Annotated in this window: 12 protein-coding genes and 1 other RNA gene; 4 read left to right on the top strand and 9 right to left on the bottom strand. The window is 70.3% G+C overall.

What is annotated here, in order from left to right:
* Window positions 1-116: 116 nt before the first annotated feature.
* The 4 genes from ACWD4G_RS02975 to ACWD4G_RS02960 all read right to left on the bottom strand — a co-directional run bounded on the left by ACWD4G_RS02975 (window position 117) and on the right by ACWD4G_RS02960 (window position 6,090).
* Window positions 117-1,319, bottom strand: coding sequence for an acyltransferase family protein (locus ACWD4G_RS02975; protein ID WP_451290379.1), 1,203 nt, complete (start codon window positions 1,317-1,319; stop codon window positions 117-119).
* Window positions 1,316-3,559: a glycosyltransferase gene (locus ACWD4G_RS02970; protein WP_451290753.1), complete on the bottom strand. Its 2,244-nt coding sequence runs from the start codon at window positions 3,557-3,559 to the stop codon at window positions 1,316-1,318. Before ACWD4G_RS02970 ends, ACWD4G_RS02975 begins: the two co-directional genes overlap by 4 nt.
* A gap of 197 nt (window positions 3,560-3,756) precedes the next feature.
* On the bottom strand, window positions 3,757-4,788 hold the full coding sequence (locus ACWD4G_RS02965) for a hypothetical protein (RefSeq protein ID WP_451290378.1): 1,032 nt from the start codon (window positions 4,786-4,788) through the stop codon (window positions 3,757-3,759).
* A gap of 291 nt (window positions 4,789-5,079) precedes the next feature.
* Entirely contained in the window at window positions 5,080-6,090 is a 1,011-nt protein-coding gene (locus tag ACWD4G_RS02960) for a LysR family transcriptional regulator (protein WP_451290377.1), read from the bottom strand.
* An 83-nt stretch (window positions 6,091-6,173) separates the two neighbouring features.
* Between ACWD4G_RS02960 and ACWD4G_RS02955 the strand changes: the two genes are divergently transcribed.
* From ACWD4G_RS02955 to ACWD4G_RS02945, 3 genes are all read left to right on the top strand, one after another.
* On the top strand, window positions 6,174-7,559 hold the full coding sequence (locus tag ACWD4G_RS02955) for an MFS transporter (protein WP_451290376.1): 1,386 nt from the start codon (window positions 6,174-6,176) through the stop codon (window positions 7,557-7,559).
* A gap of 411 nt (window positions 7,560-7,970) precedes the next feature.
* Complete coding sequence (yicI, locus tag ACWD4G_RS02950) at window positions 7,971-10,283, top strand: alpha-xylosidase (RefSeq protein ID WP_451290375.1); 2,313 nt, start codon at window positions 7,971-7,973, stop codon at window positions 10,281-10,283.
* Complete coding sequence (locus ACWD4G_RS02945) at window positions 10,277-11,281, top strand: LacI family DNA-binding transcriptional regulator (protein ID WP_451290374.1); 1,005 nt, start codon at window positions 10,277-10,279, stop codon at window positions 11,279-11,281. The genes yicI and ACWD4G_RS02945 overlap by 7 nt, the downstream gene beginning before the upstream one ends.
* A 147-nt stretch (window positions 11,282-11,428) precedes the next feature.
* On the opposite strand, the gene ssrA is transcribed toward ACWD4G_RS02945, so the two are convergent.
* The 5 genes from ssrA to ftsE form a co-directional block, all read right to left on the bottom strand.
* Window positions 11,429-11,828: a transfer-messenger RNA gene (gene ssrA / locus ACWD4G_RS02940) on the bottom strand.
* Between the two features lie 114 nt (window positions 11,829-11,942).
* Window positions 11,943-12,482, bottom strand: coding sequence for an SsrA-binding protein SmpB (smpB, locus tag ACWD4G_RS02935; RefSeq protein WP_451290752.1), 540 nt, complete (start codon window positions 12,480-12,482; stop codon window positions 11,943-11,945).
* 105 nt (window positions 12,483-12,587) lie between these two features.
* A complete protein-coding gene (locus ACWD4G_RS02930; protein ID WP_451290373.1) occupies window positions 12,588-13,769 on the bottom strand; it encodes a S41 family peptidase in 1,182 nt (393 codons plus the stop codon).
* A gap of 150 nt (window positions 13,770-13,919) precedes the next feature.
* Window positions 13,920-14,831, bottom strand: coding sequence for a permease-like cell division protein FtsX (gene ftsX / locus ACWD4G_RS02925; RefSeq protein ID WP_451290371.1), 912 nt, complete (start codon window positions 14,829-14,831; stop codon window positions 13,920-13,922).
* Between the two features lie 61 nt (window positions 14,832-14,892).
* A complete protein-coding gene (gene ftsE / locus ACWD4G_RS02920) occupies window positions 14,893-15,582 on the bottom strand; it encodes a cell division ATP-binding protein FtsE (RefSeq protein ID WP_451290370.1) in 690 nt (229 codons plus the stop codon).
* A gap of 292 nt (window positions 15,583-15,874) precedes the next feature.
* Here ftsE and ACWD4G_RS02915 point away from each other — a divergent pair, with 292 nt between their 5' ends.
* Window positions 15,875-16,066 carry a hypothetical protein gene (locus tag ACWD4G_RS02915; protein WP_189786824.1) on the top strand — a complete coding sequence of 64 codons (192 nt, stop codon included), beginning with the start codon at window positions 15,875-15,877 and terminating at the stop codon, window positions 16,064-16,066.
* Window positions 16,067-16,134 lie beyond the last annotated feature (68 nt).

Below are 16,134 nucleotides of genomic sequence, written 5' to 3'. Positions count from 1 at the left end.
CGCATCGGAGCCCAACATCCACCACGCCCTCAACCGCACGCAAGTGCGTATCCCACTTGGTTACGCGGTCAGTACATGACCAAGCCCGACCGCGCCCGGCCAACTCCCCCAGCAGGTCAGCCCTTTCGCAGGGTCCCCCCGCTCCCCACCCGGCTCGGCCACAACCGCGGCCTCCGCCGCGCCGCCAGATCCTCCGCCCAGCCGAAGGCGACGACGCAGAGCGCGATCAGCAGCCACGTCACCACCAGCACCGGCCACGGGCTCTCCAGCAGCCACGGCACGTTCTGCTCCAGGAACACCACGCTCCACAGGCGGTCCCACTGGGTCGCCGCGATGAGGATGCAGGTGTTGTGCCAGAGATAGATCGTCACCGCACGGGAGTTGAGGAGGGTGATCGCCCCGTCCCAGCGGCGCAGCCGGCGCGGCCACTCCGTCCACGTCGGGCTGATGTGCAGCAGGAGCAGAACCGTCGCGAACGACCAGAGCGACTGCGCGAACGGCATACTGTCCAGGTCGTTGCCCGCGCCGAAGTCGTCGTTCAGCGCGTACCAGAGGCCGAACAGGGCGATCGCCGGGGCCACGGACGGGACGAGGTAGCGCGGCAGCCGCCTCAGCATCCCCTCCTGGTGTGCCATCCCGAGCACCCAGCAGGCCCCGAACGTGCTGAAGTCCGTCAGTCCGGAGGCGAAACGCTCCCCCGGCAGAACGTCCAGCAGCCCCGACTCGAACGCCGCCGCCAGCGCCAGCGGGGCCAGGACCGTCGGCAGCGGCCTCGCCCGCAGGGCGCGCAGCAGCAGCGGGGAGAGGAGCACGTACCAGAGGTAGGCGCGGACGTACCAGAGCGGTCCGGCCAGTTCCACGGCCCAGTCGGCGCCGATGAAACCCCGGACCCCGGGCAGGCCCTCCGCGTACGGCGGATCGCTGATCGGGAGGGCCCAGAAGGTCAGATGGAACCACCACCAGCCCGGGTGCCCGTCCGCGTCCGGGCCCCAGCCCTGCGCCACCATCCCGGTCACGCCCACCGCGCCCAACAGCCACACCGGGGGCAGCAGTCGACGCATCCGGCCCTTGACGACCCCCAGCGGCGGGCGTTTCAGCGAACGGGCCATGAGGTTGCCCGCCAGCGCGAACATCACCCCCATGGACGGGAACAGCAGCGGCAGCCACGCCCAGCCGGTGAGGTGGTACAGCACCACCCGGAAGAGGGCGACCGCCCGGAGGAAGTCGAAGTAGCGGTCACGGGAGGGGGCTCGGGCCGCCTCCGTCCCCGCGTCGGTCCCCGCGGCCGCCGGGTCCGAGCCCTGGGCCAGCGTGCTCATACGACCTGGCTCCCTTCCCGCGACCGCGACCGAGCCTGCGACCGCGCCTGGGCGTCCGAGGAGCCGGGCTCACCCGGCAGCCCGACCGCCCCCGTCCGCCGCAGCTTCTGCCACCTCAGCCGGCCCCCGGTCAGCGCCGTGATCCACGACTGCAGCAGCACGACGTACATCAACTGCCGGTAGAGCAACTGCTGAAGCGGCAGCGAGATCAGATGCGTCATCCGCTCCTTGTCCAGATGGAAGGCGTACGCCGCGCACACCGCCTGGACCATCAGGACGCCCAGCCACGCGGCGATGGTCTTCTCCGTCGGCCCGAACACCAGCCCGTAGAGCAGGAAGACGTCGATGAGGGGGGCCAGGAGTGGTGCGACCACCATGAACAGGGACACCAGGGGCAGGCCCACGCGGCCGTAGCGACCGGAGGCGCCCCGCTCGAACAGCGACCGCCGGTGCTTCCAGATGGCCTGCATCGTGCCGTAGCACCAGCGGTACCGCTGGGACCACAGCTGCTGGACGGACTCGGGCGCCTCGGTCCAGGCGCGCGCCTTCTCCGCGTACACCACATGCCATCCGTCCCGGTGCATGGCCATGGTGATGTCGGTGTCCTCGGCGAGGGTGTCCTCGCTCATCCCGCCGACCCGGTCGAGCGCCTCGCGCCGGAACGCGCCCACGGCACCCGGGATGGTGGGCATACAGCGCAGGACGTCGTACATCCGGCGGTCGAGGTTGAAGCCCATCACATACTCGATGTGCTGCCAGGCACCGATGAGGGTGTCCCGGTTGCCGACCTTGGCGTTGCCCGCGACCGCGCCCACGCGCGGGTCCGCGAACGGCTGGACCAACTCCCGTACGGTGGACGGCTCGAAGACCGTGTCGCCGTCCATCATGACGATCAGGTCATGGCGGGCATTGGCGATCCCCCGGTTGAGGGCGGCGGGCTTGCCCGCGTTCTCCTGCCGTACGACGCGCACCTCATGGCGTACGGCGGGGTCGGCGGCCAGTTCGGCGCTCAGCTCCTCGACGATGCGGGCCGTGCCGTCGCTCGAACCGTCGTCGATGACCAGCACCTCGATCGGGTGGTCGCCCTTGACCAGCGAACGCACCGTTTTCTCGATGCACTTGGCCTCGTTGTACGCGGGCACGAGCACGGAGACCGGTTCGGTGACCGGGCCGTCCGGGCCCCAGACGAAGCCCCGGCGGCGGACCCGGCGGGCGTGGGCGATCGACAGGATCAGCATCAGCCCGAAGCGGGCGAGGACGAGGACGCCGACGACCGAGAGCGCGACGACGAGGACGCCGGTCGTCTTCTCCGACGCCTGCACGAGCGCCACCCACGCCTTGCCCTTCCACAGACCGAGGCCGCTCACCGGGGTGTGCGCGCTGGGCGCGTCCAGGGCCTCGGTGAGGGTGTCGAACTCATAGCCCTTGTCCTGGAGTCCGCCGATGTACCGGTCCAGCGCGGCGACCGTCTGCGAGCGGTCACCACCGGAGTCGTGCATCAGCACGATCGCGCCCTTGCCGTCCTCCGGTGTGGCCCGGCGGATGATCTCGTCGACGCCCGGCCGGCTCCAGTCCTGGCTGTCGGTGGTGTTGACGACGGTGATGTAGCCACGGCTGCCGATGTACTGGGCGACCGGCCAGGTCCGGTTGTCCATCTGTGAGGAGAACGACGAGTACGGCGGCCGGAACAGCGAGGTGCGCACACCGGCGGCGCCCGCGAGCGCCAGCTGGTTCTGGGACAGCTCCCAGTCGATGCGCTCCTTGGACTGGAGCGAGAGATCGGGGTGGTTGAAGGTGTGCAGCCCGATCTCGTGGCCCTCGGCGACCATCCGCTCGATCAGTTCGGGGTGGCGGGAGGCCATGGTGCCGGTGATGAAGAAGACGGCGTGGGCGTCGTACTTCCTCAGCATGTCGAGGACCTTCGGGGTCCACACCGGGTCGGGGCCGTCGTCGAAGGTGAGGACCAGCTCGCGGTCCGGCACCTCGAAGCTCACCTGGCGCCCCGATCGGGTGTCGATCACCGGGCCGCCCTCAAGTATCTCCTTGGGCACCCGGTCGTTCGCGACGGGCGGCCCGACGCGGTGGTCGGCGAGGATCTCGCTGTGCACATAGCCGCGCAGCATCAGCATCGCCATCAGGGCGAGGAGGAAGACGCCGGGCAGGATGTGCCGCAGCGGCAGACGGACGCGGCGGGTGCGGGTGGCGGCAGGGGTGGTCGTCCGGGGCGCGGTACGGGTCATGGTGCGGGTGGTGGTACGGGTCGTGGTGCGGGTGTCGGCGTTTTTTCGCGTACGCGTACGGGTGCGGCTGCGGGAGCGGGTGCGGACATGGGCGGCGTTACGCGAGCCCGTGTCCCCTTCCCCTTCCCCTTCCCCTTCCGTTTCCGTACGGCGCTCGGCGGCGTGCGGGTGCTCGCCGCCGTGCTCGGGGTGGGACATCAGGCGGCGTTCTCCGGGGTCGGCGAGGGTTGCGGGTTCTGCGGCGGGGCGTCCGGGGTCGGGGAGGCGGTCTCGACCGGCGCCGGGCTGGGCGGGCCGCCGGCGACGTTCTCCGAGCCGGAGTCCGACCCCGACCCCGGGGCGGCGCCCGCCGACTCGGAGGGCGAGGGCGAGGCCGGGGCGGAGGGGCTGGGCCCGACCGGGGACTCGGGCGCGGAGGGCGAGGGCTCCGGGTCCTTCACACTGGCGCTGGGCTGCGGATTCGGCGCCGGGCTGACCCCGGGCCCGGCGGAGGGCTTGCCGCTGGCGGACGCCGACGGCTTCCTCCCGTCCTCGCCCTCGCGCCCCTTGCTCCCCGCTGATCCGCCGCCGGACGCCTTGCCGCCCGGCGAGGACGACGCCCCCGTACGGACCGGCCCCGAACCACCGCTGGGCACCTGCCCCTCCGCCGTGTCGGCCCGGTCCCCGGACTCGCCGGAGCCCGTCGACTCGTCCGGCAGCGGCGGCGAGTCCACCTCGCTCGCGGGCTTGTCGTCCTTCTGCATCGGCACCGGCAGCCAGGGGGCGTCCGAGTTGCCCGACAGCAGCGTGCCGGCGATCACCGCCGCGTAGGCCGCGCAGGCGGTCCCGACGGCGATCCCGAGCCGCCGGTAGCGGTTCCTGCGCCGCCCCGACTCGTCCACGAACACGGGCCCGTCGGACTCCTTGGCCCCCTCGCCGGCGTCCCCACCGGACTCCCCCGGCGTGCCGCCCAACTCCCTTCCCGCACCGTCGAGTTGGACGGTCACCTCATGCGGGTCGTGATGACGACCGGGCTGATCGGCCCGCTCCCAGGGGGTGGACCCGAGGGACGCCGGAACACCACCGGGGGCCGGTGCGCCACCGGAGGCCGGTAGGCCACCGGAACCCAGCACACCACCGGAAGCCGATACGCCACGCACACCACCGGAGGCCGTCTTGCCGTCACGCCCCGCCGCACTCGGCTGCCGGGGCACAGCCCCCGTACCGGGCGCGGCATCGGGCCACACCACCTCATCCCCCCTGCTGACACCCGCGCCGGGCCACCCGGCGGGGTCGGCTCCGGGCCCACCCTGGTGTTCGACCTTCGACCGCTTCGGCTGAGAGCCCTTCGGCCAGTTCTCCACGTGCACGCACTTCCCCCCACGGGACAAGAATAGGGGTGCGTGTTCGACGTATCGGGGTAACGGGCTTTCGCACTTTCCGGTACCGGACCGGGCCCCCACCCGGTCCGGGGCGGCCCGCCCCTCACACACACCCGGGCGACGAATGTAGAACTGTGCGTGATGTCCAGGGGTGTGCTGTCAGGCGCGGTTCATCATGATGAGTGCATCTGTGGCCGGAATCCACCCGTCCTCCGGAAACGAAAGCCATACTTCCGCCCGCGCCAGCTCCTCCGCCGCGCGCCGGAGCGCATCCAACCCGGGGTGCGTGAGCCCCTTGCGCCACACCATCGACACAGGTGAGAGCGGTACGGGGTCGACGAGGGGCCGGGACACGGTGTGCAGCAGGGCGGGCAGCCCGACGACCGCGAGCACGGGCGTCCCCGTCTTGGCCATCAGCCGCTGGAACTCCTCGGGCCCCACGGCCAACGGCACCGGCGGCGCCACCTCGATCCCCCGCCCCTCGAACAACTCCCGTGCGAGGCCGGTCCACTCCGGCGTACGGGGATTCCCGGCACCGGCGTACACGCGCTCACCCGCCAGCTCCGCCAGCGGTACGGCGTCCAGCGCGGCCAGCCGATGCCCTGCGGGAAGGATCACCGCCATCGGCTCGTACCGCACGGGCCGCTGTTCGAGCCCGGCCCGGATCGCCGGGTCGAGCCCCGCGAACCTCCCGAACGACACATCGAGCCGCCCCGCGAGGATCTCGGCGGCGGCATACGTCAGCCCGCTCTCGTACCGGGCCATCAACTCCTGCTCCGGCACGATCTCGCGGGCCCGCCCCAGTACGCGCTGCCCGGTCTCCAACCCCGGCGAGTTGAGATCGACGAGCAACGGCCGGGCCTCCCGAAAGGCGGCCACCAACGCCTCCTGCGCCTCCAACACCCGCCGCGCATACGGCACCAGCCGCTCCCCGTCCCCCGTGAGCGTCACCTGCCGAGTCGTCCGCACGAACAACTCCACCCCCAACTCCCGCTCCAGCCGCCGAATGTCCCGACTGAGCGCCTGCTGCGCCACATACAGCCGAGCGGCGGCCCGAGTGAAGTGCAGCTCGTCGGCCACCGCGAGAAAGGCCCGCAACAGCCGGGGTTCGACGAGACCGGGAGAGCCGGGAAGACCGGAGGGGCCGGGAAGACCGGAAGAGCTGGACACCCGGCGAACTTACAACCGGGGTGCGTGAATCACCACGGAGTAAGTGTTGGACGGTGGATCATGGCCGGAGCGACGGTGAATACATGCCGTACCCACCGAGGCCCGAGAGGCCCCACCCACTCCTGCTCACAGTCACCGCGGACATGTTGGTGGCAGCGGACTTCAACCCACGTGGCCGCCGCCCGGGTACAGCGCCCCAAAAGGGGCGCGGGGAACTGCGCGAGCAACCACAACGCACCCGCAGTCGCCGAATCACCCGCACCCCCGAGCTATCAGGCGCCCACCCCACCCCCCGCTACAAAACCCTCTTCACCACCCCTGGCACCATCGGCTTCACCGCCGGGGGCGCTCTTTCCCGCCTCCCCATGGGCATGTTCAGCATCAGCGCCATCCTGATGATCTCCACCGTCTACGACTCCTACGCCCTGGCCGGCGGCGTGGTGGCCACCGGCCTCGCCGCCACCGCGCTCGTCGCCCCCTGGACCGCCCGCCTGGTCGACCGCCACGGCCAGGCGAGGGTGGCGATCCCGGCAACGGCGATCGCCCTGCTCGGCGGCCTGGCCCTGGTCGCCTGCGTCCACTGGAGGACCCCGCCCTGGACCCTCTTCGCGGCCTACGCGGCGACGGCCACCGCCCCCAACACCGGCGGCATGGTACGAGCCCGCTGGGCCCACCTCCTGAAGGACGACCCCGAGGCCCTGCACACGGCGAACGCCTTCGAACAGGCGGTGGACGAACTCTGCTTCATGCTGGGCCCGATCATCGCCGCGTTCCTCTGCACGGCCCTGTTCCCGGAGGCGGGCACCCTCATAGGCGGGGTGATCTGCATGGCGGGCGTGGTGCTCCTGGCCGCCCAACGCGCCACGGAACCACCCCCCACCGGCCGTACGACGGCGAAATCCCCCCTCCGCGCCCCCGGCATCCCCTCCCTCCTGATCACCTTCGTCGCCACGGGCGCGGTCTTCGGCTCGCTGGAGGTCGCGACGATCGCCTACGCGGACGCCCACGGCCGCCCCTCGGCGGCGGGTGTGATCCTGGCCCTCCAGGCGGCGGGCTCCTGCGCGGCGGGCCTGGCCTACGGCGCCCGGAACCCGAAGGGCCCCACACCCCGCCGCTTCCGCCACTGCCTCGCGGCGATGGCGGCCCTGATGACCCTCCCCTGGCTGACGGCCGTCACCACCGCGTCCCTCCTCCCCCTGGCCCCGGCCCTCCTCCTGGCCGGCATGGCCACGGCCCCCACGATGGTCACCGCGATGACCCTCGTCCAACAGCGCACCCCCAAGGGCCAGTTGAACGAGGGCATGACCCTGGCCGTCACAGGTCTCCTGGCCGGCATCGCGGCAGGCTCGGCGGCGGGCGGCTGGACGGCCGACCACGGCCCCGGCCCCCTCACCACGGCCTTCGCCCTACCGGCACTGGCCGCGACCCTGGCCTACCTGCACAACTCGGCTGCCGCCGGCGCCGAATAGCTCGGGGGTACGGGAGGTTTGGCGGGTGCGGGTGCGTTGTGGCTGGTCGCGCAGTTCCCCGCGCCCCTGAAAATGCAGGGGCTGCGCCCCGTGCATTTTCATCGGCCCGCAGCTCTGTGCCAGCCCGCAGCCCTTTATCAGGCCGCAGGCCTGATAGGGGCGCGGGGAACTGCGCGAGCAACCCCAACGCACCCGCACCCGCCAAAACCTCCCGCACCCCCGAGCTATCAGGCGCCTCCCACCAACCACCCCGCACGCCCCATTGACGGACCCCCACCCCCCACCTAACGTCCTCGTCGAAGCGCTTCGACACCCCACATCGAAATCTCATCGAACCTCATCGAATCCCATCGAAGCGATTCGACCGGCAGCCGACCCGCCGACCCGCCGACCCAAGGAGACTCCCCCCACATGAAGTTCACCGACGGTTACTGGCTGCTACGCGAGGGCGTCACGGCGGCGTACCCGGCGGAGGTCCTCGACGTCACCGAGCCGACCGACGGCGACGGCGGCGGCGGCGTCCTGGAGATCCACGCCCCGACCCGCCCCATCCGCAGCCGCGGCGACCTGATGACGGGACCGGTGGTCACCATCCGCGCGCACACCCCGATGCCCGACGTCATCGGCCTCACCCTCACCCACTTCACGGGCGAACGCCCACGCGGCCCCGAGTTCGAACTCACCGAGGACGACACCACCCCGCAGCTCTCGTACGACGACGACCACGCGACCCTGACCTCGGGCGCCCTGTCGGTCCGGGTGGCCCGGGGCGGCCCCTGGCGGGTCGACTTCCTCGCGCACGGCCGCCCGCTCACCACCAGCGGCCACAAGAACATGGGCATCATGCGCGACGCCACCGGCGCCCACTATCTGCGCGAACAGCTCGACCTCGGCGTCGGCACCTGCGTCTACGGCCTCGGCGAACGCTTCGGCCCGCTGGTCAAGAACGGCCAGGTCGTCGACATCTGGCAGGCCGACGGCGGCACCTGCAGCGAACTGGCGTACAAGAACGTCCCGTTCTTCCTCACCGACAAGGGCTACGGCGTCTTCGTCGACCACCCCGGCAAGGTGTCCTTCGAGGTCGCCTCGGAGGTGGTGTCACGTGTCCAGTTCAGCGCGGAGACCCAGGAGCTGACGTACTACGTCATCCACGGCCCCACCCCGAAGGACATCCTCCGCAAGTACACGGCCCTCACCGGCCGCCCGGCCCTCCCACCCGCCTGGTCCTTCGGCCTGTGGCTGTCGACGTCCTTCACCACGTCGTACGACGAGGAGACCGTCACCTCCTTCATCGACGGTATGCGGCAGCGTGAACTCCCCCTCTCCGTCTTCCACTTCGACTGCTTCTGGATGCGCGAGTTCCAGTGGTGCGACTTCGAGTGGGACCCGAGGGTCTTCCCCGACCCGGAGGGCATGCTGGCCCGCCTGAAAGCACGCGGCCTACGGGTCTGCGTCTGGATCAACCCGTACATCGCCCAGCGCTCCCCCCTCTTCGCGGAGGGCAAGGCGGCCGGATATCTCCTCAAGCGCCCCGACGGCAGCGTGTGGCAGTGGGACATGTGGCAGCCGGGCATGGCCCTGGTCGACTTCACCAATCCGGCCGCCCGCACCTGGTACGCGGGCAAACTCGAAGCCCTGCTCGCCCAGGGCGTCGACTGCTTCAAGACCGACTTCGGCGAACGCGTCCCCACGGACGTCATCTGGCACGACGGCTCCGACCCCGAGCGGATGCACAACTACTACACCCACCTCTACAACCGCACGGTCTTCGACGTCCTGCGCAAACACCGGGGCGAGGGCGAGGCCGTCCTCTTCGCCCGCTCCGCCACCACCGGCGGCCAGCGCTTCCCGGTCCACTGGGGCGGCGACTGCGAGGCCACCTACGCCTCGATGGCCGAGTCCCTGCGCGGCGGCCTCTCCCTCGGCCTGTCCGGCTTCGGCTACTGGAGCCATGACATCGGCGGCTTCGAGGGCACGCCCACGCCCGCCCTCTTCAAACGCTGGATCGCCTTCGGCCTGCTCTCCTCCCACAGCAGACTCCACGGCTCGTCCTCGTACCGCGTCCCCTGGCTCTTCGACGACGAATCGGTCGACGTCCTGCGCCACTTCACCCGCCTCAAGCTGAGCCTGATGCCCTACCTCTACGAGGTCGCGCGCACCGCCCACACCGAAGGCGTGCCGATGATGCGGGCGATGGTCCTGGAGTTCCCCGACGACCCCGGCTGCGCCCATCTGGAACGCCAGTACATGCTCGGCCCCGACCTCCTCGTGGCGCCCGTCTTCAGCGACGAGGGCGACGTCACGTACTACGTCCCCGAGGGCACCTGGACCCACTTCCTCACCGGCGAGCACGTCACCGGCCCCCGCTGGGTCCGCGAACGCCACGCCTTCGACAGCGTGCCCCTGCTGGTCCGCCCCGGCGCGGTCATCCCGGTCGGCGCCGTCTCGGACCGCCCCGACTACGACCACGCCGACGGCGTCACCCTCCACGCCCACGGCCTGGAACGCGGCGCCCGGGTCACGGTCCCCGTCGGCGACACCACCTTCACGGTCGTACGCGAGGGCGATGTCCTGCGGGCGTCCTGCGACGACCCGAGGGCTCGGTGGGCCCTGGCGGCGGGCACCCGCAGGGCCGGGGCCGAACCCGGCACAGGCTTCCTCACCCTGGAACCAGAACAGGAACTGGACCTGGAATTGGACCTGGAAGGTGACGCCCGATGGTGAAGATCACTGATGTGGCCCGGCACGCCGGTGTCTCCCCCAGCACCGTCTCCTACACCCTCAGCGGCAAACGCCCCATCTCGGCGGAGACCCGGGCCAGGGTGGAGGCGTCCATCCGCCAGCTCGGCTACCGCCCGCACGCCGGCGCCCGAGCCCTGGCCGGCAACAAGTCCAATGTCCTGGCGATGGTGGTCCCCTTACGCCCCGGTATCAACGTCCCGGTGGTCATGCAGTTCGCGGCCTCCGTCGTCACCACCGCCCGCGAGCACGACCACGACGTACTGTTCCTCACCCAGGAGGAGGGCGAGGAGGGCCTCAGCCGGGTCGCCGACACGGCCCTGGTGGACGCGCTGATCGTGATGGACATCCAACTCCACGATCCCCGGCTGCCGTTGCTGCGCGCCCTGGACCGTCCCTCGGTCCTGATCGGTCTCCCCGCCGAACCGTCCGGCCTGACCTGTGTGGACCTGGACTTCAAGGCGGCGGGCGAACTCTGCGTGGAACACCTGGCGGGCCTCGGCCACCGTGTCATCGCCCTGATCGGCTCCCCGCCGGAGGTCTACGTCCGCCAGACCGCCTTCGCCCAGCGCGTGGTCCAGGGCTTCACCTCCGCCGCCGCCCGCCACGGCATCACCTCCACGGTCCACCCCTGCGAGGCGACCCCGGCGGCAGCCCGCGCGGTCGCCGAGCGCCTGCTGCGCGAACACCCCGCCCTGACCGGCGTGGTCATCCACAACGAGGCGATCCTGGAACCCCTGACAGACGCCTTCGAGCAACTGGGCCTACGCATCCCCGCAGACCTCTCCATCACAGCCCTCTGCCCGGACGAGTCGGCCCAGACCGCCCCCGTCCCGATCACGTCGATCGCGATCCCCTCGGCGGAGTTGGGCGAGAGAGCGGTGGAGCTGCTGATGCGCAAACTGGAGGGAGCAGAGGCCCCGCAAACCACCTTGCTGGCCCCCCGATTGACAGTGAGAGCAAGCACAACCCGCCGCCCCTAGAGAAAGTCGAGCTGCAGCCGCGCCCCAAAGGGGCGCGGGGAACTGCGCGACCAGCCACAACCAGCCGGCAGCCGCCACACAACAGAACCCCCCGAGCTATGAGGCGCCGCATGAAAAGGGCCCCGTCGCTTCAAAGCGACGGGGCCGTCGTGGAGATGGCGGGAATCGAACCCGCGTCCAACGGTGCGGAACCAGGGCTTCTCCGTGTGCAGTCCGCTGCGCTTTTCTCAGCCCCGGCGATCACGCGAACAAGTCGCCGACGGGCTCAGTCACTGTTGGATTTCCCTCTTCACCCCGTGACCGGGATCAAGGTTTAGTCCCCTAGCTGATGCCAGTGACCGGGTCGGGAACACCCCCGGGCTGACACTCCCTTGAGTAAGGAGTTCGCGAGTCGCTACCTGAGATCAGGCGGCGAGGGCGAACTGCTTGGGAGAATCGCTCTTAACAGTGGCGATTATTTTTTTCGGCCTGTGGTTTACGAGATCATGGCCGCTTCCTCGACACGCTTCCCCTGCCTCGACATCCGCTGTCGAAACCGATCATCCCCATGTTCTGTTCTCAATGCTCACACCGGGCTGGCCGGTGTTGGTGCCATCGTACGTGACCAACGCGAGCGCATGCCACCGTATTCCCGGCAACCACGCGCGCCGTCCGCGATCCGCTACCCGCGCTGCCTGCGCTTGGCGGCGGCGACGGCGCGGGCCGCCTCCCGCTTGTCCTGCTGCTCCCGCAGGGTCTGGCGCTTGTCGTACTCCTTCTTGCCTCGCGCGAGCGCGATCTCGGCCTTGGCCCGGCCGTCCTTGAAGTACAGGGCGAGGGGCACGATCGTGTGACCCGTCTCCTGGGCGTTCGCCCCCAGCTTGTCGATCTCCGCGCGGTGCAGCAGGAGCTTGCGCTTGCGGCGGGCCGAGTGGTTGGTCCAGCTGCCCTGGCTGTACTCGGGGATGTGGGCGTTGTGCAGCCAGGCCTCGCCCCCGTCGATCTGGACGAAGCCGTCGGTCAGCGAGGTGCGGCCCTGGCGCAGCGACTTGACCTCGGTGCCGGTGAGGACGATGCCGGCCTCGTAGGTGTCGATGATCGCGTAGTCGTGCCGGGCCTTCTTGTTCTGGGCGACGATCTTCTTCTTGCCGCCCTTCTCGCCGTCCCGGCCCTTGGCGGCGGTCCCACCCTTCTTGGGCTGGGACTCCTTCGGTACGTACATTCCCTTGCTCATAGTGCCGACCATTTTCGCACCATGGAGGGGGTTCTCGGGAAGCCGATTAACGGGGCCGGCCGGAAGGAGGAGTCGGCCGGCGGCGGACGGCGGTCACCGGCCGAGGCCGCTGAGGACCGTCTCGGCGCTCTTCAGGGCGTTGTCGTCGGCTTCCAGGTCGGGGGTGATGCCGCTGCCGTCGACACTGCGGCCGGAGGGGGTGCGGTAGTGGCCGACGGTGAGTTCGGCGACGGAGCCGTCGGGGAGGCGGCTCGGCATCTGGACGGAGCCCTTGCCGAAGGTGCGGGAGCCGACGACGACCGCTCGGCCCCGGTCCTGGAGGGCGCCGGTGAGCAGCTCGGCCGCGCTCATCGTGCCGCCGTCGACGAGCGCGACCAGGGGTCTGGTGGTGTCGCCGCTGCCCTCGGCGTGCAGGGCGCGCTGTTCGCCGTCGACGTCGTAGGTGGCGACGAGTCCGCCGTCGAGGAAGGCGGAGGCGGCGGTGACGGCCTCGGTGACCAGGCCCCCGGAGTTGCCACGGAGGTCGAGGACGAAGCCGGAGGTGCCGCCGGCCTGCTCCACGGCGGCCCGGACCATGTCCCCGGAGCCCTTGGTGAAGGCGTCGACGTTGATGACGGTGACCCCGTCGGCGAGGGTGCGGACGGTGACGTCCTCGGTGGAGAGGCGGGCCCTGCGCAGCGTCCGCTGCCATGTGCGGGTGCCGCGCTCCAGGCCCAGCGACACCGTCGTACCGGCGCTCGCGTTCTCGGTCTCCTCGCCGAGCGCGTCGCCGCGCAGTAAGGAGACGACCTCGGTGACGGGGCGGCCGTCGACCTTCTCGCCGTCGACGCTGAGCAGCCGGTCGCCGGAGCGGATGCCCGCGGTGTCGGCGGGCGAGCCGTCCTGGACACGGCTGACCTCGATACGGCCGTCGCTGTCCTGCTTGGCCCAGAGGCCGACGCCGGTGTACTCGCCGTCGAGGGCCTCCTCGAACTGCTCGTACTCGCCCTCCGAGTAGACGGCGCCCCAGCGGTCGCCGCTGCGGCTGACGGCGCGCTCGGCGGCCTCGACCGGGGACTCGCCCTCGGCCATGGCCTCGGCGGCGGCGTCGGCGACGTCCTGCTGCCGCTCGGCCAGGTCGGGGCCGGTGGCGCGGGTGGCGGGAAGGGCCTCGCGGCGGGAGGCGTCGAAGGAGCCGGTCGCGGCGCCGGTGGCGAGCACACTGGCGAAGACCAATGACAGAGCCGCCCCGCGGCTGATGCGGCGGGGCCGGCTGAACAGGTCGCGGCCGGACATGTCGGCGAGTCTAGGACAACGCGAAGGGCCGCACCGGCGCTTGCCGGTACGGCCCCCTTGGCATGCGTCACACCCTCGGGTACTTGCGCATCGCCCCCGGAGCGGGTCGCACCCGCCCGGACGCGAGGCCCTTCGGCGCTCCCGAGCGGGTCAGACCCTCAGGTACTTGCGCAGGGCGACGAAGGCGGCGAGGCCCGGCATCAGCAGGCCGATGGCGAGGACCAGCGGCAGCTTGGAGAGGACGACGTCCCAGCCGATGAAGGTGACCAGGGGGATCTTCTGCTGAAGCCACTGGTCGATCAGGAAGTACTTGCCGGCCAGGATCAGGCTGCCCGCGAATCCGGCGCCGATGAGCCCGGCGATCGCGGCCTCCATGATGAACGGCGCCTGGATGTAGAAGCCCGAGGCGCCCACCAGGCGCATGATCCCGATTTCCCGCCGCCTGCTGAACGCCGAGACCCGCACGGTGTTGACGATCAGCAGCAGCGCCACGATCAGCATGAGACCCATCACACCGAGCGCGGCGACGTTCATACCGCCCAGCAGATTGAACAGGTTCTCCAGCACATCGCGCTGGTCCTCGACCGACTGCACCCCGGCCCGCCCGGAGAAGGCGGTGTCGATCACCTTGTACTTCTCGGGGTCCTTGAGCTTGATCCGGTACGACTCCTGCATCTGGTCCGGTGTGAGGGACGCGGCCAGCGGGGAGTCCTTGAACTGCTCCTTGTAGTGCTTGTACGCCTGGTCCGCCGACTCGTAGTAGACCTTCTCGACGATGTCGAGCTTGCCCAGGTCGGACTTGATCTCATCCTTCTGCTCGGTGGTGACGGCACCCCGGGCGCAGTTGGCGTCGGCCTCGGCGTCGGCCTTGTTGCACAGGAAGATCGACACCTGGACCTTGTCGTACCAGTAGCCCTTCATGGAGCTCACCTGGTCCCGCATGAGCAGCGAGCCGCCGAACAGGGCGAGCGAGAGGGCGACCGAGATGACGACCGCGAAGGTCATCGTGAGGTTGCGGCGGAGACCGACACCGATCTCCGACAGGACGAACTGCACGCGCATGGCGTCTGATCAGGCCTTTCCGTGGACGTCTACGAAGGATGCGCCAGAGGTGGCGGCGCGGTCAGTGCTGGTAGCCGTAGACGCCGCGCGCCTGGTCGCGGACGAGACGGCCCTTCTCCAGCTCGATGACGCGCTTGCGCATCTGGTCCACGATGTTCTGGTCGTGGGTCGCCATCACCACGGTGGTGCCGGTGCGGTTGATGCGGTCGAGCAGCTTCATGATGCCGACGGAGGTCTGGGGGTCGAGGTTGCCGGTGGGCTCGTCGGCGATGAGCAGTTTGGGCCGGTTGACGAAGGCCCGCGCGATGGCCACGCGCTGCTGCTCACCACCGGACAGCTCGCCCGGCATCCGCTCCTCCTTGCCGCCGAGACCGACGAGGTCCAGCACCTGCGGCACGGACTTGCGGATCTCACCCTTGGACTTGCCGATGACCTCCTGGGCGAAGGCCACGTTCTCGCCGACCGTCTTGTTGGGCAGCAGCCGGAAGTCCTGGAACACCGTCCCGAGCTGGCGGCGCATCTGCGGGACCTTCCAGTTGGAGAGCCGCGCGAGGTCCTTGCCCAGAACATGCACCTGCCCCTGACTGCACCGCTCCTCCCGGAGGATCAGCCGAAGGAAGGTGGACTTTCCGGAGCCGGAGGACCCCACGAGGAACACGAACTCGCCCTTCTCGACCTCCAGGGACACATCCCTGAGGGCGGGGCGGGTCTGCTTCGGGTAGACCTTGGACACACTGTCGAATCGGATCACGGATGCACCACAGGCCGTCGGGGATGGGATGACGGTGACTGTACCGCTACCCGCGCCCCCTAAGGGGCGCGGGGAACTGCGCGAGCAACCACACACGGCCCGCAGCCGCGAAACCATCCGAAACCACCCCACCCGAGGCGTCACAACCCCCTCCTGCAAGGGACCCCGCGCTTAAATCGCGGGAACCTGGCACAGTGGTGTAGAGGACCGGCAGCGAAACAGCGGAACGCTCCGGCTCCCCCGTACGTTGAAGGAATGTGTGAGTGAGGCCATTGCAAGGAGGGCGAGGCGCATGACGTACGACCGGTTGGTGTGCGCGAACTGCGCATCGCCCGTCGCCGAGGGCCGCTGCCACGTCTGCCGGGCCAGCCGCGAGCGACTCCAGCAGGAGAACCCCTTCGCGGCCCTGAGCCCCATGACCCTGATCGCCCTGCTGGCGATCCTGATAGCGGCGGTGGCGCTGCTGGCCCACCAGACGGCATAGCGGCGTCGACACCTCCGAGGACACGACGAAGGCCCGGGGCTGGCTGCCCCGGGCCTCACGTTTGATAC

The organism is Streptomyces sp. NPDC002643, assembly GCF_053592555.1.
The sequence above is the reverse complement of the archived record's forward strand: the minus strand, read 5'-3'. Positions and strand labels throughout refer to the sequence as shown.